General features: G+C 68.7%; 17 protein-coding genes. 10 read left to right on the top strand and 7 right to left on the bottom strand.

Annotation, left to right across the window (positions count from 1 at the left end; genetic code table 11):
- Positions 1–104: 104 nt before the first annotated feature.
- The 3 genes from FN976_RS27825 (at position 105) to rtcA (ending at position 4,292) form a co-directional block, all read left to right on the top strand.
- A complete protein-coding gene (locus tag FN976_RS27825) occupies positions 105–1,679 on the top strand; it encodes a vWA domain-containing protein (RefSeq protein ID WP_145897195.1) in 1,575 nt (524 codons plus the stop codon).
- A gap of 270 nt (positions 1,680–1,949) precedes the next feature.
- A complete protein-coding gene (locus FN976_RS27820; protein ID WP_432417895.1) occupies positions 1,950–3,179 on the top strand; it encodes an RtcB family protein in 1,230 nt (409 codons plus the stop codon).
- Between the two features lie 48 nt (positions 3,180–3,227).
- Positions 3,228–4,292 (top strand): RNA 3'-terminal phosphate cyclase, encoded by a 1,065-nt coding sequence (gene rtcA / locus FN976_RS27815; RefSeq protein WP_145897193.1) that lies wholly within the window; start codon positions 3,228–3,230, stop codon positions 4,290–4,292.
- Here the strand turns inward: rtcA and FN976_RS27810 are convergent.
- Both FN976_RS27810 and FN976_RS27805 read right to left on the bottom strand, forming a co-directional pair.
- Positions 4,252–4,644 (bottom strand): VOC family protein, encoded by a 393-nt coding sequence (locus tag FN976_RS27810; protein ID WP_145897191.1) that lies wholly within the window; start codon positions 4,642–4,644, stop codon positions 4,252–4,254. The genes rtcA and FN976_RS27810 overlap by 41 nt on opposite strands.
- 109 nt (positions 4,645–4,753) lie before the next feature.
- Positions 4,754–5,641, bottom strand: a complete 888-nt coding sequence (locus tag FN976_RS27805) for a LysR family transcriptional regulator (protein ID WP_145897189.1) — start codon at positions 5,639–5,641, stop codon at positions 4,754–4,756.
- Positions 5,642–5,732: 91 nt separating this feature from the next.
- Between FN976_RS27805 and FN976_RS27800 the strand changes: the two genes are divergently transcribed.
- Positions 5,733–5,939, top strand: coding sequence for a hypothetical protein (locus FN976_RS27800; RefSeq protein WP_186511252.1), 207 nt, complete (start codon positions 5,733–5,735; stop codon positions 5,937–5,939).
- On the opposite strand, the gene FN976_RS27795 is transcribed toward FN976_RS27800, so the two are convergent.
- The 3 genes from FN976_RS27795 to FN976_RS27785 form a co-directional block, all read right to left on the bottom strand.
- Positions 5,909–6,865 carry a M14 family metallopeptidase gene (locus tag FN976_RS27795; RefSeq protein ID WP_145897185.1) on the bottom strand — a complete coding sequence of 319 codons (957 nt, stop codon included), beginning with the start codon at positions 6,863–6,865 and terminating at the stop codon, positions 5,909–5,911. The genes FN976_RS27800 and FN976_RS27795 overlap by 31 nt on opposite strands.
- A gap of 40 nt (positions 6,866–6,905) precedes the next feature.
- Positions 6,906–7,094 carry a hypothetical protein gene (locus FN976_RS27790; RefSeq protein WP_145897183.1) on the bottom strand — a complete coding sequence of 63 codons (189 nt, stop codon included), beginning with the start codon at positions 7,092–7,094 and terminating at the stop codon, positions 6,906–6,908.
- 119 nt (positions 7,095–7,213) lie between these two features.
- Positions 7,214–8,881 (bottom strand): tannase/feruloyl esterase family alpha/beta hydrolase, encoded by a 1,668-nt coding sequence (locus FN976_RS27785; protein WP_145897181.1) that lies wholly within the window; start codon positions 8,879–8,881, stop codon positions 7,214–7,216.
- Positions 8,882–9,085: 204 nt separating this feature from the next.
- Here FN976_RS27785 and FN976_RS27780 point away from each other — a divergent pair, with 204 nt between their 5' ends.
- Positions 9,086–9,895, top strand: a complete 810-nt coding sequence (locus tag FN976_RS27780) for a lysozyme family protein (protein WP_145897179.1) — start codon at positions 9,086–9,088, stop codon at positions 9,893–9,895.
- A 40-nt stretch (positions 9,896–9,935) separates the two neighbouring features.
- Here FN976_RS27780 and FN976_RS27775 read toward each other — a convergent pair whose 3' ends face one another.
- The gene (locus tag FN976_RS27775; RefSeq protein WP_145897177.1) at positions 9,936–10,433 is read right to left on the bottom strand and encodes a hypothetical protein; all 498 of its coding nucleotides are present in this window, start codon (positions 10,431–10,433) and stop codon (positions 9,936–9,938) included.
- A 98-nt stretch (positions 10,434–10,531) separates the two neighbouring features.
- Between FN976_RS27775 and FN976_RS27770 the strand changes: the two genes are divergently transcribed.
- The 5 genes from FN976_RS27770 to FN976_RS29675 all read left to right on the top strand — a co-directional run bounded on the left by FN976_RS27770 (position 10,532) and on the right by FN976_RS29675 (position 14,935).
- Positions 10,532–11,836 (top strand): M16 family metallopeptidase, encoded by a 1,305-nt coding sequence (locus FN976_RS27770; RefSeq protein ID WP_255440882.1) that lies wholly within the window; start codon positions 10,532–10,534, stop codon positions 11,834–11,836.
- 23 nt (positions 11,837–11,859) lie between these two features.
- Complete coding sequence (locus FN976_RS27765) at positions 11,860–12,621, top strand: glucose 1-dehydrogenase (RefSeq protein WP_145897173.1); 762 nt, start codon at positions 11,860–11,862, stop codon at positions 12,619–12,621.
- 117 nt (positions 12,622–12,738) lie between these two features.
- A complete protein-coding gene (locus FN976_RS29070; protein ID WP_186511249.1) occupies positions 12,739–12,906 on the top strand; it encodes a hypothetical protein in 168 nt (55 codons plus the stop codon).
- 48 nt (positions 12,907–12,954) lie between these two features.
- A complete protein-coding gene (locus FN976_RS27760; protein WP_145897171.1) occupies positions 12,955–13,254 on the top strand; it encodes a hypothetical protein in 300 nt (99 codons plus the stop codon).
- A gap of 217 nt (positions 13,255–13,471) precedes the next feature.
- Positions 13,472–14,935, top strand: a complete 1,464-nt coding sequence (locus tag FN976_RS29675; RefSeq protein WP_145897169.1) for a hypothetical protein — start codon at positions 13,472–13,474, stop codon at positions 14,933–14,935.
- Here the strand turns inward: FN976_RS29675 and FN976_RS27750 are convergent.
- Positions 14,932–15,909, bottom strand: coding sequence for a LysR family transcriptional regulator (locus FN976_RS27750; RefSeq protein WP_145897167.1), 978 nt, complete (start codon positions 15,907–15,909; stop codon positions 14,932–14,934). The two genes, FN976_RS29675 and FN976_RS27750, sit on opposite strands and share 4 nt — an antisense overlap.
- Between the last annotated feature and the right edge of the window lie 19 nt (positions 15,910–15,928).

The following is a 15,928-nucleotide window of genomic DNA, read 5'->3' as shown; positions in this document are numbered from 1 at the left end:
AACAAATTCAATGGCTTGCATCAGTCGAAGGAGGGGCGGCCCCGAATTGGCACATCGATTGCAATCAACGAGGCCACACAAGTTGAATGCAAGAGGAGAACCCCATGGTCAACACCCAACTGTTCAAGTCGCTCCGGGGCGTGTTGCTGCCGGCCGCGACGGCCCGCAACCACGAGCAGGCGCCCGCCTATGCGCTGAGCGCACGGCATCAGCTGGCGCAACTGGCGGCCACCGGCTGCCTGTCGCAGACCTTCTACGCCAACGCCGAATCGCAGCTGGACGCCGTGACCGCACTGGCGCAGGCCGTGGAGCCCGCATTCGTCGCCAAGACGGCGATCTACGCGCGCCAGGCCGGCTCCATGAAAGACATGCCCGCGCTGCTGGCCGCCACGCTGGCGGCGCGCGATGTGCAATTGCTGGCGCAAGTGTTCGGCCGCGTCGTCGACAACGGCAAGATGCTGCGCGGCTTCGTGCAGATCGTGCGCAGCGGCGCCGTGGGGCGCAAGTCGCTCGGTTCGCGCCCCAAGAAGCTGGTGCAGGCCTGGCTGCTGGCCGCGAGCGAGAAGCAACTGCTGAACGCTTCGGTGGGCAACGCGGCTTCGCTGGCCGACGTGGTAAAGATGGTTCACCCCAAGCCCGCGGAGGCCTGGCGCGCCGCCTGGTTCGCCTGGTTGATCGGCAAGCCTTTCGATGAAGCGGCCTTGCCGCCCATCACCCAGGCTTTCGAGCGCTTCAAGCGCGCCAGCGCCCAGGGCGTGGCCGCCGAGGTGCCCGAGGTGCCGTTCCAGATGCTGACCGCGCTGGACCTGAGCACGGCCCAATGGGCGCAGATCGCGCGGGCCGGTTCGTGGCAGATGGTGCGGCAGAACCTGAACACCTTTGCGCGTCATGGCGTGTTTGCGCTCGACGGCATGGCGGAAGCGATCGCGGCGAAGTTGCGTGACCCCAAGGCCGTGGCCCAGTCGCGCGTCTTGCCCTACCAGCTGATGTCGGCATTCAAGGCGACAGGTGACGCGGTGCCTGCCGCGGTGCGCGACGCGCTGCAGGACGCGATGGAAGCGGCGCTGGCCAACGTGCCGGCGTTTGCCGGCCGTGTCGTGGTTTGCCCCGACGTGTCGGGCTCGATGGGCTCGGCTGTGACGGGCCATCGCGGTTCGGCCACGTCCAGCGTGCGCTGCATCGACGTGGCGGCCCTGGTTGCCGCGGCGGTGCTGCGCAAGAACCCGCAGGCGCGCGTGCTGCCCTTCGAGCAGTCGGTGGTGAAGCTGGCGTTGAACGCCCGCGACTCGGTGATGACCAATGCGCAGGCGCTGGCATCCATCGGGGGTGGTGGCACCAACTGCAGCGCGCCGCTGGCCCTGTTGAACAAGGAGCGTGCGCGGGTTGACCTGGTGATCCTGGTGTCGGACAACGAGTCGTGGGTCGATGCCACCCGGCGTGGTGCGACGCAGACGATGCGCGAGTGGGAAGTGCTGAAGAAGAGCAATCCACAGGCGCGCCTGGTCTGCATCGACATCCAGCCGTACGGCACGACCCAGGCGGCGGAGCGGCGCGACATCATGAATGTCGGCGGCTTCTCCGACGCGGTGTTCGCGACCGTGGCCCGTTTTGCCGAGGGCAAGACCGGGGCCGAGCACTGGGTGGGCGAGATCGAGAAGATCGACCTCGCCGTTCAGTGATGGTTGAATGTTGGCTGTCGTGAAGCGAATGTTTGGCGTGACTACATTTTCCATGTTGCGTCTCGCCAATCTTCCTTGTCGCTTCACGGGAGTCTTTTTTGTGTGTCGCGTTGCGAATGCTGGTGGAACTACAGCCTCCTAAGCTCGTGGTCGTGGGTTCGAATCCCGCCGGTCCCAAATCTGGGGGACCGTAGCTCAGTCTGGTAGAGCACGAACTGTTTCACCGACCCCTGGTCGCAACGAGGCATCCTTTTTCGAGAATGAATTGAGATGAACATGCAACAGAACTACAACATCGACCACCCCGAAGGCGGCGTCCCCATCAAGATGTGGACGCGCGGCGTGCCCGTGGAAGACGAGGCGCGCAAGCAGCTGGCCAACGCAGCCCGCCTGCCCGTGGTGTTCAAGCACATCGCGGCCATGCCCGACGTGCACCTCGGGATCGGCGCGACCGTGGGGTCGGTGATCCCCACGCTGCGCGCGATCATCCCCGCGGCGGTGGGCGTGGACATCGGCTGCGGGATGATGGCCTGCAAGACCACGCTGCACGCCAACGACCTGCCGGACAACCTCGGGCCACTGCGCGCGGCAATCGAGCGCGCGGTGCCGCACGGCTCCACGCCGCGCGGCCGTGGCCGCGACGAAGGAAGCTGGGAGAACCCGCCCGACGCGGTGGATCAGGCCTGGGCGACGCTGGCGGACGAGTTCGATGCGTTGTGCGAACTGCACCCGCGCCTGAAGAACACCAACAACCGCAAGCACCTGGGAACACTGGGGACCGGCAACCACTTCATCGAGGTCTGCCTCGACGAGGACGGCGCCGTCTGGTTCATGCTGCACTCCGGCTCGCGCGGCGTGGGGAACGCCATCGGCACGCACTTCATCGAGCTGGCCAAGAAGGATGCGCAGCTGCACCAGCGCAACCTGCCCGACCAGGACCTGGCGTACTTCGAGGAAGGCGCGCAGTACTTCGGCGACTATGTGCGCGGCGTCGGCTGGGCGCAGAAGTTCGCGGCGCGCAACCGCGAGGTGATGATGGTCAACCTGATCGCGACGGTGCGAAAGGTGATCACCAAGCCTTTCGAATCGCACATCGAGGCGGTGAACTGCCACCACAACTACGTGCAGCAGGAACGCCACTTCGGCGAGGACGTGTTCGTGACCCGCAAGGGCGCGGTGAGCGCGAAGCGCGGCGAGCTGGGCATCATCCCGGGCAGCATGGGCGCGCGCAGCTACATCGTGCGCGGCCTCGGGAACCCGGAGAGCTTCGAGAGCTGCAGCCACGGCGCCGGCCGCGTGATGAGCCGCACCAAGGCGAAGAAGATGTTCACCGTCGACGACCAGATCCGCGCGACCGAAGGGGTCGAATGCCGCAAGGACGCGAACGTGATCGACGAGATCCCGATGGCCTACAAGGACATCGACGCGGTGATGGAGGCGCAGAAGGACCTGGTGGAAGTGGTCCATACGCTGAAGCAGGTGGTTTGTGTGAAAGGGTGAGGGCCGGGGGCTCTCACCCTTTGGATTGAAGAGAAGAGAAGAACAAAAATGAACCCGATCCAGATCGATGGCTCCACCGGCGAAGGCGGTGGCCAGATCCTGCGCAGTGCGCTGGCTTTGTCCATGTGCACCGGCCAGCCCATTGCCGTGACCCGCATCCGCGCGAAGCGCCCGAAGCCGGGGCTCATGCGCCAGCACCTCACCTGCGTCAGCGCGGCGGCCGCCGTCTCGGGAGCGAAGGTGGAGGGTGCCGAGCCCGGCTCGCAAGACCTGGTGTTCGCGCCCGGCCCCGTCCGCGCGGGAAGCTACAGCTTCAATGTCGGCACGGCCGGCAGCTGCACGCTGGTGCTGCAGACGGTACTGCCCGCGCTGATGCTGGCACCGGAACCCAGCCACGTTTCGCTGGGCGGCGGCACGCACAACCCCATGGCGCCGCCGTTCCACTTTCTGGAGCGTTGCTTCGCGCCACTGCTGCAACGGCTGGGCGTGGAGCTGGGGCTCGAGCTGCGCCGCCACGGTTTTTACCCGGCCGGTGGCGGTGAAATCGAGGCGCACATCCGTCCGGCTGCTGGGGGCCTGGCGCCGTTCGACGTGCTCGAGCGCGGCCCGGCTGTCGAGTCGTACGCGGAATGCCTGTTGGCGGCCGTGCCCCATGCGGTGGCGGAGCGCGAGCTCTCCACCCTGGGCCGCCTGCTCGGCTGGCAGGCCGAGCAGCTCCGGACAAAGGGGCTTCCGCAGCACGAAGGCCCCGGCAACGCGCTCATGGCCACGCTGGCCCATGAGCACGTGACCGAGGTGGCGACGAGCTTCGGCGAGAAGCGCATCGGTGCCGAACAGGTGGCGAAAGCGCTGGTGCGAGAGGTCAAGGCCTACCAGTCCAGCGAGGGCGCCCTGGGCCCGCACCTGGCGGACCAATGGATGCTCCCGCTGGCACTGGCGGTCTCCGCGAAGGGCGAAGGTGCTTCCTTCACGTGCACCGAGCTGACCGAACACGCCACGACCAACATCGGCGTGATCGAGCAGTTCCTGCCCGTGAAGTTCGCGGTCGAGCGGGGCGGATCGGCGTGCCGGGTCACCTGCGCGCGGCTGACAAGTCCTCGATCAGCGCCATGATGTTGCCCTCACTGTCCTTGAACCACGCCGCCTTGGCGCCGCCCGCCGTGATGGCGCCGGCGGCGCTCTTCTCGCCCGGCATGTCGTAGTCCTCGAACACCACGCCCCGCGCCTTCAGCTTGGTGATGAGGCCGTCGACGTCCTGCACCGACCAGAAAGCCTGGCTGGCTTGCGAGGTGCCGGCGTTCGGCGTGGGGTAGAGGAAGCAGGCCGTGCCGCCGGCGAACTCGAACACCACGCCGCCGTTGGTTTCCTCCCTGGCCGTCAGGCCGACCTTCTCTTCGTAGAACTTGCGCGCCCTGGCCATGTCCTTGGCCGGGATGTACGCGTACATGGGGAATGCGTGCAGCATGGGTTCTCCTTGGCGAGTTGACGATGGTCGCGCCTTTCACGACGAACAGTACCGGTGGGAATCGACATCAAGTTGTGACGATGCGCAATCACAGCGCGGCCGTGGGCGCTCAGGATTGCCGGAACGTCTTCAGGATCGCCAGCAGGCTGCGCGTCGCCCCGCTCAGCAGCGGCAGGGCGCGATGCGCGATCACCGTGTCGCGGACCAATGCCGGCTTCAACGGGACCACCTGGACACCGCGCGCAGTGTGAGCATCCATCGCGCCTTCCATGGGCAGGATCGCGGCACCATAGCCGGCGGCGACCAGGCTCTTCATGGCCTCGTTGTAGTTGAGCACGATGCGGGGACGCGCCACGATCCCGGCCGTGGCGAACCACTCGGTGGTCTGGCGGTACAGGCGGGTGCTGGCATCGTTCGCGATGAGCGGCTGGGCCGCGAGCCACTGCGGCGTCACACGCTTCGGAGCCTTCCAGCCGGGCGGCAGGAAAGCCATCAGCGGATCGCGCCGCCAGCGACTCACCACCAGGTCGCCCGCCGCCTGCGGGGGCGCGACCAGCACCACATCGAGCGTGCCAGCCAGCAGCGCGGCCAGGCCGTCGTTGGTGCCGATGATGCTGACCTCCACGTCGACATCCGGGTGCGCGCGCGCCATGTCCTGCAGCACCTGCGACAGCAGGTACACCAGCATGCCGGTGGACGCGCCCAGCCGCACGCGGCCGGTGGCGCCCTGCTGCTGGCGCCGCACGGCCTGCACCGCGTCGTCGGCTTCGCGCAGCACCCGCCGCGCATGGGCCAGCAGCACGTCGCCCGCCGCGGTGGGCTGCACCCGCCGGGCGCCGCGCAGCAGCAGCTGCGTGCCCAGCCGGGCCTCCAGCTCGCTCACGTGCAGGCTCACGGTGGGCTGCGCGAGGTTCAAGGCGCGCGAGGCGGCCGAGAGCGTGCCCAGGTCGGCCACCGTCACCAGCGTGCGCAGCTGGTCGAGGTTGAGTTCACGCATCAGGAATCCTGAACATGGGTTTCAGAAATCTCAACTTTTCAGATGGCAGTGTAGACGGCAACATGCCTGCATGAACACGAACACGCATGCCATGACGAGACCCCGGCCGCTCGACATGCCGCTCCGGGCACACACGGCCGATCTGCTGGTGCGCGTGGGCGCGGCGTTGGCGCGGCGCCTGGGCGCCGCGGGCTCAGCCGCCGGCGAGCTCTATGCGATGGATGATCGCGGGCTGCAGGACCTGGGGATTGGCCGCAGCGAAATCGGTCACGTGCTGGACAGCGGCCGCGTCAGGTAGACCAGTTCGCGGCCCGGGATCGCCACACGGATCGGCATGAAGATCGTGCAGTCATTGCAAGGCGCGCGCACTTCCTCGCTGCCGTCGATGGCGATCAGCTCGCCCGCGGCGAAAGTCTCCATGCCGATCACCGGCCGCGCGAAGCGGGCTTCCGGCGTCTTCACCAGCACCGCCGTGATCAGCTCGTAGCGGCGCTGCGGGCCGGGAGCCTGCCAGGCGGGGTCTGCATCGATCAGGCCGAAGTGCGCCAGGAAGCGCAGGGCCACCTCGGTCGCCAGTTCGCCGCTGGCCCGCGCGAAGTGCTGGCCGCATTCGGCCACAAGCGCGACGCCATCGAAGTTTGCCTCGCCATGGCGGCCGTGCTCGATCAGCGGCGTGCCCGTGCCCATGCCCTTGGGCATGACGAGATGGATGCCCGGCACGCCGATGGCCAGCGCGGCCCGCGCATTCGCGGTGCGGCCGGGGTAGACCCAGAACGGGTCGACCGTTTGGGCGGTCGAATGGATGTCCAGGATGTGGTCGGCCGCTGCCGCCACCGGCCGCAATTCGCGCGCGCGGCGCAGCTCGGGGCTGTCCTCGCCGCCCTCCAGCCACTGCTTCGACCAGACCCTGTTCAGGTTGTGCACGAGCATCCGACTCTTGAAGGGATCCTGGCGATCGAAGGAAGCATAGGCTTCCACATTCGCGAAACTCACCGTCAGCGTGCCCACCTTGGGCCGCACCGCCGTGTCGAGCAGGTGCGTGGCCGCCACCATGCCGCAGAACTCGTTGCCGTGCGTCAGCGCGTTGACCAGCACGTGCGGGCCCGGCCGGCCGGAGTCGAACCGGTGCACGTACGGAATGCCCGTGTTGCCCCTGGCGTAGGGCGCCAGGTCACGCGGCAGGAGCTCGAAATCGGTGAAGGCAGCGCCAGGCGGGTTGTGCATCGCCCGGATGTTCGCACAGCCCGCCCGCGGCGGCGGGCTGTCAGGCCGACCGGCTCAACCAGAGGAAATAGAAGCCCAGGAGCACGCACGCGCCGGCGATGGACCAAAGCAGGATCCGCGGCAGCGACTCGGGGTCTTCACGCATCGGTCCACCCAGCACACGGCCGGCGAGGAAGGCGAGGATGGCAACGACGAAGGGATAGACGTAGGTGGGGATGCTGTCCAGCATGGTGGCCTCTGAATGGAGGCCTCAACGCTGCCGCGCCGCCAGCGCGCCCGATGCGGGACAGGTCCGCAGGGGCGGCGGCGTGTCTTCCTGCGTCCCGCTGGCGGCCACGTTGCAGCGGCTCACCGCAAGTACTGGGGCGCGGGCAAAGGATTCAGTGCCGCCCCGGAATTGCCGTTGTCCGCGCAGATGAAGCTGGTCGCCGCTTTCGGATCGCCCCTGCCGAAATACCTCGGGAATTGCGGATAGGCGCAGATCGGCCGCTGCGCTTCGATCCCCAGCAGCGGCTGGTCCTGCACGTACTTGGTCGCGACCAGCTGGTCCGGGGCCGTCCCACCTTCCACCCAGTTCTGCAGCGCCACCATGGCATCGTGCGTGCCGGAAACCAGCGGCGATTCGGGCGCCAGCACGGCGCCGCTGAACAGGTTGCCGAACGAGTTGGGCCCCGCGCCGCCCGCGCAATGCGCCATGCCTGGCACCACGAACAGGCGCGCGAACTGGCGGGTGCGGCCGAGTGCGGTGTTCCAGGAGCCCGGCTGCGCCTGCACCATGCGGTGGTAGTGGTTGATCGACTCCTGAACCGGGATCAGCGGGTCGGCCGTGCCGTGGTACGCGATCAGGCGGCCGCCCCGCGCGCGGAAGGCGCCCAGGTCCGGCTGGTTGGCATTCAGCATGGGCGCCAGCAATGCATCGACCGAAGCCATGTGTTCGTTGAAGTCGTAGCTGGCCGCTTGCCAGGTCAGGCCGAAGACCCACTTGAAGAGCGAGCCGAACTGCGGTTCGGCCCGGCCTTGCGACTGCCAGCCGAACAGGCTGTCGCTCTCGGCGCCACGCGTGGACGCGCTGACGATGCGCTGGCCGTTCGCCGGATTGCGCGCGCCGTCGTAGATCCTGCGCGCCGCGGTCACCTGCTCGGGCGAGAGGCAGTTGGTCGCGGTGGCCCCTGTGCATTGGAGCGCGCCCGGATCCCAATTGCACGCGCGCGGATCGGTGAGGAAGGCGTCGCTGGCCAACCCGCCGCTCTTGACGTTGCAGGCCTGCGCCACCGCCGTGGTGATCAACTTCGCGTGGTCGGAGTTGAACGTGCTCTGCGGGGTGGCCTTCTGCGCCTGGAAGTTCCACACCAGCCCCGTGTGGATGTGCGTGCGGTTGTGCGCGGGCGCGCCGGCAAGGATGCCGTCATAGTCGTTCGGGTAGCGTTGCGCCGTCATCAGTGCCTGTTGGCCGCCGGTGGAGCAGCCATTGAAGTACGAATACGCGGGGGCGCGTCCGTAGTAGGCGGCGATCAACTCCTTGGAAACGACGGTCATCAGGTGCGTCGCGCGGTGGCCCCAGTCCTCCCATTTTTGCGGATGACCCACCAGCAGGTCGCCGTTGTTGTTGCCCGAAGGTGCGGTGCCCATGTCGGTGGTGGCGACGGCGAACTGTCGCTTCAGCGCCACCAGCATGGCCGGCGCGGGCACCGCGATGCTGCCTGCGTAACCTCCATTGCCGACGCCCTGGAAGCGCCCGTTCCAGTCGGCGGCGGTGGGCAGCCACAGCTCGATGTGGATCAGCGAGTCGGGCGTCGGCGTGGCGACCGCGGTGACCTTGCAGAACGACGGGACGCCGGTGTAGGTGTTGCCGTCCGCGGCGAGATAGAGCGGCCCGAGGACCGGCACCGAGGCCGTCACCCGCGCGCTCTCAAGCGCGACGGTGAGCAGGCCCGCGCAAGGCACAGCTGCGGTTGCAGGTAGCGCGACGGCAAGCCCCGCGAACGCGAGGCACATCGAAAAAAACCGGCTCAGCATTTGACGTCTCCCATCCTGTTGGCGCGCGCCCCCGGTCCTCTTCTTGTGGCCTCTGTCGCCATTCTCCGAAGCTCCAGGCCGGTTCGTGCGGACTATTCCTTGTTTTCGCGTCGGAATTTCTCCCGCACAGCTAGAACTCTCCACCGCTCCTACCTGTCTATCAGAGGCCTCCTACACACCCATCAACAAGGACCTACACGAACAATGCAGAGCTTCAAGAACACCGCCTGGGCCGTCGCCTCCCTTGCCGTCATCTGTGGTTGTGCCAATCACACCATGGATGTGTTCGCCAGCTCTGCAGCGCCCGTGATGCAGGTGCCGGTCCAGAAAGCCGTGTCCGCTGCCGCGACGGTTGCCGCGCTGACGCCGGCCGCGCCGGTCGCGACCCCCCTGGCCACTGTGGCCCCACTGACCGCCGTTGCACCAGTGCACAAGCCCGTGGCGCCGCTCGTGTTCGACGAATCGCTGCGCGCACAAATGAAGTTCGAACGCGTCCGCCTTGGCGACAAGGTCCTGCAGACGCTGGACGAGCCCTCGCGCATCCTGCTGGCGAAGGCGGCCGCCCGCAAGGCGCGCCTCCATGAAGTGGGCCTGAGCTACGAGGACGTCTACGGCATCATCGAAGCCGAGACGTCGTGGATCCCGCGCACCGGTGCCAGCAAGGACGGCACGGCCAACCTCGGCCTGGCGCAGTTCGAGCCGAACACGGCCGAACGCATGGGCATCGTCGATCCCGGCGATCCGCTGCAGGCGGTGTTCGGCGCGGCGCTCTACATGAGGACTGGCGCGAAGTGGGCCTCGGGCAAGCTGAAGGGCCTGAAGCTGCGCCCGGACGAATACGCGAGCAAGGTGCGTGAAGGCGTGTCGGTGCACTACAACCTGTCGGTCAAGGGCCGCAACAAATGGGATGGCCGCAACACGCTCGATTTGCCGATCGAAACGCAGCGGCACATCAGCAACGCGCGTGCCGGCGCGGCGGAGGCCGCGCAGCTGGCGCGTTTGCTGAAGACCTGAGCCAGGCGGCTCTTCACGCCCTGAGTTGAACGCCCCCGGGTCAGCCTTGGCTGCGCGCCTTGGAGGCCGGCGGCTCCGCCGGGCGCAGGAACGGCTCCAGGGCGGCGCACTCCTTCGCCGGCCGCCTGGCAAGCCGCTGCTCGGTCCGCACGATGGGGTCCGCCGACGCTCCCGGGGCCTTGCCCAGCACCATGTGGAGCGTGGCGCCCGTCACCAGGAAGGCGGCAGCGCGCCCGGCGGACGCTGGCACCAGCGAAGGCTTGCCGTCGACCTGACGGCCCGTCTGCGCGAAGGAATAGGTGCCCGGCGTCATGTCGGTGAGCGCATAGACGCTCACCTCCTGGCCGCCCCGGCAGGCCGTGACCAGGGTCGCGCCCTGATAGGCGCGGATGCAATCCGAAGCGGGCTGGTCGACCTTGCCGCTCTGGCGCTCGACGCGCGCATCGATCATCTTCCAGCAGCCATCGAGTTCGGTCGATGCGGCGGCCGGGCCCGCGAGGGCGAAGGCGGCGGCCGCCGCCACGCAAATCTGGTTCATTGTTTGTTCCTGCTCCGCGGCGAAGGCTAGCGAATCGGAGTCGGCCGCGCAAGACATGCGCGAGAATGGCCGCAGCTTTTTTCACTTGCCCGCCCGCCTTGTCCTTCCCCTCGCTCGACCTGTCCGCCAACGCGTCCGCCTCGCCCCAGCTCCACACCCTGGCCAACGGCCTCACGCTGCTGGCGGTGCCCATGCCGCAGGTGGCCAGCGCCAGCGTGGCGATCTTCATCCGCGCGGGCTCGCGTGACGAAGCACCCGCGCAGGCCGGGGTCAGCCACTTCCTGGAGCACATGGCCTTCAAGGGCACGCACACGCGCACGGTGCAGGCCATCAACTTCGCGGCGGAATCGCTGGGCGCGGACATGAACGCCTATACCGACAAGGACGCGACCTGCTACTACCTGGAAGGCCTGGGGGCGCACACGCCGCAGATGCTGGAGCTGCTGGCCGACATCGTGCTGGAAAGCACCTTCCCGGCGGATGAACTGGAGCGCGAGCGCGAGGTCATCTTGCAGGAGTGCACCGAGTACGACGAGGACCCGCAGCAGCTTTCCTACACCCTGCTGGACCAGGCGCTGTGGGGCGAACATCCGATGGGCCGCCCGATCATCGGCATACCGGCGACCATCGCCGCGATCTCGCGCGACGATGTGGTGGACCATGTGCGCAAGCACTACGTGGCCGATCGCATCGTCGTGGCCGCGGCCGGCAACTTCGACGTCGATGCCTTCTTCTCGCAAGCAGAAAAGCGCTTCGCGCACGTGCCCGGCGCGGCCCGGTACAGCGCTCCGGAAACGCCGGGCCATGTGGGCCAGACCAAGGCCAAGCGCCTGCCGGGCGTCTCGCAAACCTACATCACCATCGCCTGGCCCATCGCCAGCCGCGGCACGCATCCACACCTGGCCAGCCTGGCGGCCACGCTGTTCGGCGGTGGCATGAGCGCGCCGCTGGTCGACGCTGTGCGCGAACGCCTGGGGCTGGCCTATTCGGTGGGCGCCACAGCCGATGTGGGCGACGTCCACGGCGCGCTGGTGGTGGACGCCACCACCACGCCCGACAAGGTGCCGGCGTTCACCCAGGAGCTGGCGCGGCTGCTCGCCGCGCAGGCGCAAACCATCGCGGCGTCCGACCTGGCGCGGGCCCGGAACCAGCTGCTGGTGTCGCTGGTGCGCAGTTCCGAACGGCCGCTTCGCCTGCTGCAGCGCTGCGTCGAACACCTCTGGGCCTCCGGCGCGGCGTTCGACTTGCGGGCGGCGATCGCCAGCGTCCAGGCCATCGAAGCGGAGACCGTGCGGCAAGCGTTCGAAAGCCTGCTGGCGCATCCGGCGGCGACGGTGCTGGTGGGCGCCGGCGCGACGGCCAAGGCGGCACGCGACTTTCAGGCGAAGCTTCGGGTGTCCTGAAGGGGCGGCATACACTCCTGCGCATGACGGACAGCATGAACGGGAAAGTGGCGCTGGTGACCGGTTGCGGCGCCGGCATCGGGCGCGCCATCGCGCTGGAATTCGCCGCCCAGGGCGCCAGGCTGATCCTGGGCGACATCGACGCGGCAGGGGCCGGGGAGACGGTGCGGCTGGTGCAGGCGGCGGGCGGCGACGCCTTCTTCGTGCGCGCGGACGTGACGCGTTCCGCGGAGGTCGAGGCGCTGGTCGGCCAAGGTGTCGCGCACTTCGGCCGCCTGGACTACGCGGTGAACAACGCCGGCGTCGAAGGCGACATCATGGTGCCGCTGGCGGAGTACGCCGAATCCACCTGGGATCGGGTGCTGGACATCAACCTGAAGGGCGTCTTCCTGTGCATGAAGCACGAGCTGCCGCACCTGGTCGCGTCGGGCGGGGCACTGGTCAACATCGCTTCGGTGGCCGGCTTGAGCGGCGGCGCCATGGGCTCGGCGTACTACGCCAGCAAGCACGGTGTCGTCGGCCTCACGCGTGCCGCCGCCATCGAGTACGCCCGGCGGGGCGTGCGTGTCAACGCGATCGCGCCAGGCATTGTCGAGACCGGCATGACCGAACGGGGGCTGGGGCAGGACGAGCGAGCCACCGCGCGTGCGAAGTCCATGCATCCGCTGGGCCGGTTCGCCACGCCCGCCGAGGTGGCGCGGGCGGCGGTCTGGCTGTGCTCGACCGCCGCGTCGTTCATCACGGGCCACGCCCTGCCGGTGGACGGCGGGTACCTGGTGCCGTAGCAGGTCGCCCTCCGCGGTCCTACGGGCAGCGACCTCGTTCGCCCACAAGACCGGCCCCCGGCAACCCCTAAGTTCTGCACTGCCGGACCGGCCGGCGGCAGAACCCAAGGAGAATCCATGCCCCAATCGACCAAAGACTCCCGTGGCGGCAAGACCACCGCCAGCAAGAAAACGCACGCCTCCGGCGCGGTGTCGGACAAGGCGGCGGCCAAGAAGGCCGGCGGCCGCAGCGACCGTTCGCCGACCGGGCCCAACAAGCACGGCGAGAAGAAGACCACGCCCTGAGCCTCTGGGGCTGCGGCGCGCGGCCCGGGTCCTGCGTTATCGTGCCGCATGACTTACCGCGTGAAGCTCTACGAAGCCGACGCCTCGCCCGCCGAGCTGCGCGAGGCGGAGCGGCGTTTCCGGGAGGCGCTGGAGGCCACCCTGGGCGACCCGGCGCTGGTGGTGCCGGTGTTCCAGGCCTGCCAGCGCATCCTGGGCACCCATGGGGACGAACCGGCGCGCGACAGCCTGTCGGAGGGCGAGTGGCTGGTGCTGGAGCAGTGGCGGGCTGCCGAAACCGCCGCTGTGGCCGCCGCCTTCGGGCCGAACCGCTACATGGGGGATGCCATGTATGCGATCGAGATTTGACGTGGATAATCACCGAGGCGCCGCTATTGACCGGCGCCTGAGGGCTCCGGTAAGCTGGCCGCGAGCCCTGAAGCCGCGCGTCCTGCATCCTGGCAGGCCCAACGCGCGATCGATGCAAGTGATGCAAAGGCGATGTGCGCGGTGATCTCCCCTGGCCTGATGAAGGCATGTCGCGGGCTTGTCCCGGCTGGTTCCCAGCGATGAATGCTGCGCGCAGATGAGCCGGCACGCCGAGTACATCGTCGGTTGCCGTTCCTGCGGCAACCACTGCATGGTGATCGAGCGGGTGCGCATCGTCACGGTCTCCGACGAGGTGCCCTACTCCGACGGCTACCTGGGCGGCTTTCACGGCGTGCAGACCGAGATCATCACGTGCCCGCACTGCGGCATCGCCGTGTCATGGCGCAAGAACTGCGTCTCCGCCGACCTGCTGCGCAAGGCCGGCGACCTGGAGCGGTTCCACCTGCCACAGGCCGCCTGGGGCCCGCCCTCCCTGTATTGGGCCGGCTTCGAGCGCTATGACGCGATGTTCCACCCGCCCGGCAAGCCCGCGAAGCCGGGCACGCCGCTGCCGCGGCTGACGCAGCCCCCCAAGTCCACCGACGTGGTGTCGCTGCGCAAGCGGGGCTGGCTGGCGCGCGGGCTGCTCTGGCTCGACAACGACCGGGAGCGGACGGAATTCTTCTTCGGTGTCTTTCCGACCAACGAGGCCCGGACCAAGGAAGACGAGCGGCGGCGCGCGCTGCTGCTGCGCGCCCTGCTGGAATCCGCGCTCTTCAGCGGCGAAGCATCGGACGCCACTGCGCTCGAGATCGGCGAGTGGCACCGGGAGATGGGCGAATGGGATGCGGCCAGGAAGGCGCTCGACCGGAAATTCCAGGACGGCACCCTGGCGCGCCGCGCCAAGCAGTTGCAGGAGTTGATCGCCGCGCGCATCCCGACGGTGGTTCCCTTCGAGACGGTCGTGTCGGCGCGCGCGCCGGAGCCGCCTCCCGCCCCGGCACCGCAGCCCGCGCCGGAAGCCGAGTTTTCGCTGGATTTCGCGGCGGAAGCGCCGGCTGCGCCGGTGGTCACGTCGCCGCCGGCTCCGCCTCCGCCACCGCCTCCTCCGCCACCGCCACCGCCTCCGCCGCCTCCGCCACCGCCGCCCCCCGCGCGGACACCGGCACCTGCGCCGGCGCGCACGCCAGCGCCTGCACCGGCCCGCACACCGGCTCCGGCACCCGCACGCACTCCGGCCCCCGCGCCAGCGCGCACACCGGCGCCGGCCCCGGTGGCCGCGGCGGCTGCCGAACCGGAAGCCGAAACGAAGCGGCCGGCCAAGATCGAGCCGAAGTCGCCGCGCGCCCTGCTCACCACGCTGCTGGAAGTGCTGGGCACCATGCCGGCCGAAACCCTGACGCGCGACTACATTCCCCGGCCGTACGGCGCCTTGCTGCGCTCGCTGGTGAAGTCGCACGGCTGGCAGGAGGACACGTTCGCCGTGGCGGTGATCTTCGGCTTCGCCCGCGCCCATGGCTGGCCGGAAGATGCCGATGAAGCGGCGCTCAAGGAGCTGGAGGACATCTACGCCATCGACGACGGCCTGCAGGAGTACCTGGCCTCGGCGTTCAAGCGCGGCACCTGGGAGCAGTGGGCGTTCGACATGCCGACGATGCCGGCACCGAAGATCAAGAACTAGAGCCCGGCTTCAGGGTTCGTCCGCTCCAGCAGGAAATCGACGAGCGCCCGCTCCAGCAGGAAATCGACGAGCGCCCGCTCCAGCAGGAAATCGACGAGCGCCCGCACCCGCAAGGGCATGTGGCGCCCGGCCGGGTACAGCAGCGAGAACGGCCTGGAACGGCCGCCGAAAGCCTGCAGCACCTCCACCAGCCGCCCGGCCTTCAACTCTTCGTCCAGGATGAACCGGTGCGTCTGCACCAGTCCCGCCCCCGCGCGGGCCAGCGTGGCGACGGCCAGCACGTCGTCGGTGCAGGTGTAGCCGCCCTCGGTCGCCACTGCCACATCGTCCCCGTCCACGCGGAACTCCCAGGCCACGCGCTGGCCCGTGCGCGGCAGCAGGAACTGGATGCACTCGTGGTGCGCCAGGTCCTCCGGCGTGGCCGGAATGCCGGCGCGGCGCAGGTATTCCGGTGACGCCGCCACCACCAGTTCAGCCTGCATCAGCAGGCGCGCGACCAGCCCCGAGTCAGGCGGGTTGCGGGCGCGGATCGCCAGGTCGAACGGCTCCGACGTGAAATCGACGTTGCGGTTGCTCACCTGCACTTCCACCCGCACCTGCGGATGGCGCGCGCGGAAGGCCGGCAGCAGCGGCAACAGCACGTAATGCCCGAAGGTGGTCGGTGCGCTGATGCGCACCAGTCCCGCCGGCTCGGCCTGCCTGCCGGTGAGATCACGCTCGGCCTCCTGCAGCTGGTTGAGTGCCTGCCGGCACTGCATGAAGTAGGCCCGGCCGCCGTCGGTGAGCCGGATCTTGCGGGTGGAGCGCACGAACAGGCGCACTTGCAGCCGATCTTCCAGGCGGCCGATGGCGCGGCTCACCGCGGCCGGCGTGATGCCCGCTTGCGCGGCCGCCGCGGTGAAGCTTTCCAGCTCCGCGGCCAGGCAGAACAGCTCGATGCTGCCCACCATGACGTCGCCGAATCCACGCTCCATGAGTTACACGAAGGAATGA

This window comes from Caenimonas sedimenti, from assembly GCF_007833165.1.
Taxonomy (GTDB): Bacteria; Pseudomonadota; Gammaproteobacteria; order Burkholderiales; family Burkholderiaceae_C; genus Ramlibacter; species Ramlibacter sedimenti.
This window is presented reverse-complemented; position numbering and strand designations above follow the sequence as displayed.

What these genes read in the sequence shown, in the direction of transcription:
- FN976_RS27765 (WP_145897173.1), top strand. Translation starts at nt 11,860, where the DNA reads ATGACGGACAGCATGAACGGGAAAGTGGCGCTGGTGACCGGTTGCGGC.
- FN976_RS27820 (WP_432417895.1), top strand. Translation starts at nt 1,950, where the DNA reads ATGAACATGCAACAGAACTACAACATCGACCACCCCGAAGGCGGCGTC.
- FN976_RS27790 (WP_145897183.1), bottom strand. Translation starts at nt 7,094, where the DNA reads ATGCTGGACAGCATCCCCACCTACGTCTATCCCTTCGTCGTTGCCATC.
- rtcA (WP_145897193.1), top strand. Translation starts at nt 3,228, where the DNA reads ATGAACCCGATCCAGATCGATGGCTCCACCGGCGAAGGCGGTGGCCAG.
- FN976_RS27780 (WP_145897179.1), top strand. Translation starts at nt 9,086, where the DNA reads ATGCAGAGCTTCAAGAACACCGCCTGGGCCGTCGCCTCCCTTGCCGTC.
- FN976_RS27805 (WP_145897189.1), bottom strand. Translation starts at nt 5,641, where the DNA reads ATGCGTGAACTCAACCTCGACCAGCTGCGCACGCTGGTGACGGTGGCC.
- FN976_RS29675 (WP_145897169.1), top strand. Translation starts at nt 13,472, where the DNA reads ATGAGCCGGCACGCCGAGTACATCGTCGGTTGCCGTTCCTGCGGCAAC.
- FN976_RS27750 (WP_145897167.1), bottom strand. Translation starts at nt 15,909, where the DNA reads ATGGAGCGTGGATTCGGCGACGTCATGGTGGGCAGCATCGAGCTGTTC.
- FN976_RS27760 (WP_145897171.1), top strand. Translation starts at nt 12,955, where the DNA reads ATGACTTACCGCGTGAAGCTCTACGAAGCCGACGCCTCGCCCGCCGAG.
- FN976_RS27825 (WP_145897195.1), top strand. Translation starts at nt 105, where the DNA reads ATGGTCAACACCCAACTGTTCAAGTCGCTCCGGGGCGTGTTGCTGCCG.
- FN976_RS27775 (WP_145897177.1), bottom strand. Translation starts at nt 10,433, where the DNA reads ATGAACCAGATTTGCGTGGCGGCGGCCGCCGCCTTCGCCCTCGCGGGC.
- FN976_RS27785 (WP_145897181.1), bottom strand. Translation starts at nt 8,881, where the DNA reads ATGCTGAGCCGGTTTTTTTCGATGTGCCTCGCGTTCGCGGGGCTTGCC.
- FN976_RS29070 (WP_186511249.1), top strand. Translation starts at nt 12,739, where the DNA reads ATGCCCCAATCGACCAAAGACTCCCGTGGCGGCAAGACCACCGCCAGC.
- FN976_RS27800 (WP_186511252.1), top strand. Translation starts at nt 5,733, where the DNA reads ATGACGAGACCCCGGCCGCTCGACATGCCGCTCCGGGCACACACGGCC.
- FN976_RS27810 (WP_145897191.1), bottom strand. Translation starts at nt 4,644, where the DNA reads ATGCTGCACGCATTCCCCATGTACGCGTACATCCCGGCCAAGGACATG.
- FN976_RS27795 (WP_145897185.1), bottom strand. Translation starts at nt 6,865, where the DNA reads ATGCACAACCCGCCTGGCGCTGCCTTCACCGATTTCGAGCTCCTGCCG.